Source organism: Campylobacter lari (assembly GCF_004357905.1).
GTDB classification, from domain to species: Bacteria; Campylobacterota; Campylobacteria; order Campylobacterales; family Campylobacteraceae; genus Campylobacter_D; species Campylobacter_D lari_D.
Genome location: NZ_SMTT01000046.1, coordinates 1 through 289 on the forward strand (window position 1 = coordinate 1; position 289 = coordinate 289).

Consider the following 289-nt stretch of genomic DNA (forward strand, 5'->3'; position numbering starts at 1 on the left):
TGCTTCATTTGTATCTTTAGGTAATTCAAAAAACCCAAAATAAGCATATTTTGCTATCCAACCTATAACAACACTATAAAAAGACACTAGAATAATAGCACCAAGCATAAAAAATCCTGCGAGCGACCATGCTCTTTTATTTTTTGGCGCTAAAGTATGATAAGCATTTACAGGATCTTTTTCACTAAGTTTTCCTATACTAAGTTCAGCCAAAAATATTACAAAAGCCACACCCAAGGTTAAAAGTAAATATACCACCACAAAAGCTGAACCGCCATTGTTACCCACT

Annotated in this window: 1 pseudogene; it reads right to left on the minus strand. The window is 33.9% G+C overall.

Annotated elements, in window-relative coordinates:
• Nucleotides 1-288 (minus strand): annotated as a pseudogene (locus tag E2O22_RS07890) (sodium-dependent transporter); the annotation flags it as partial.
• Nucleotide 289: the final 1 nt, after the last annotated feature.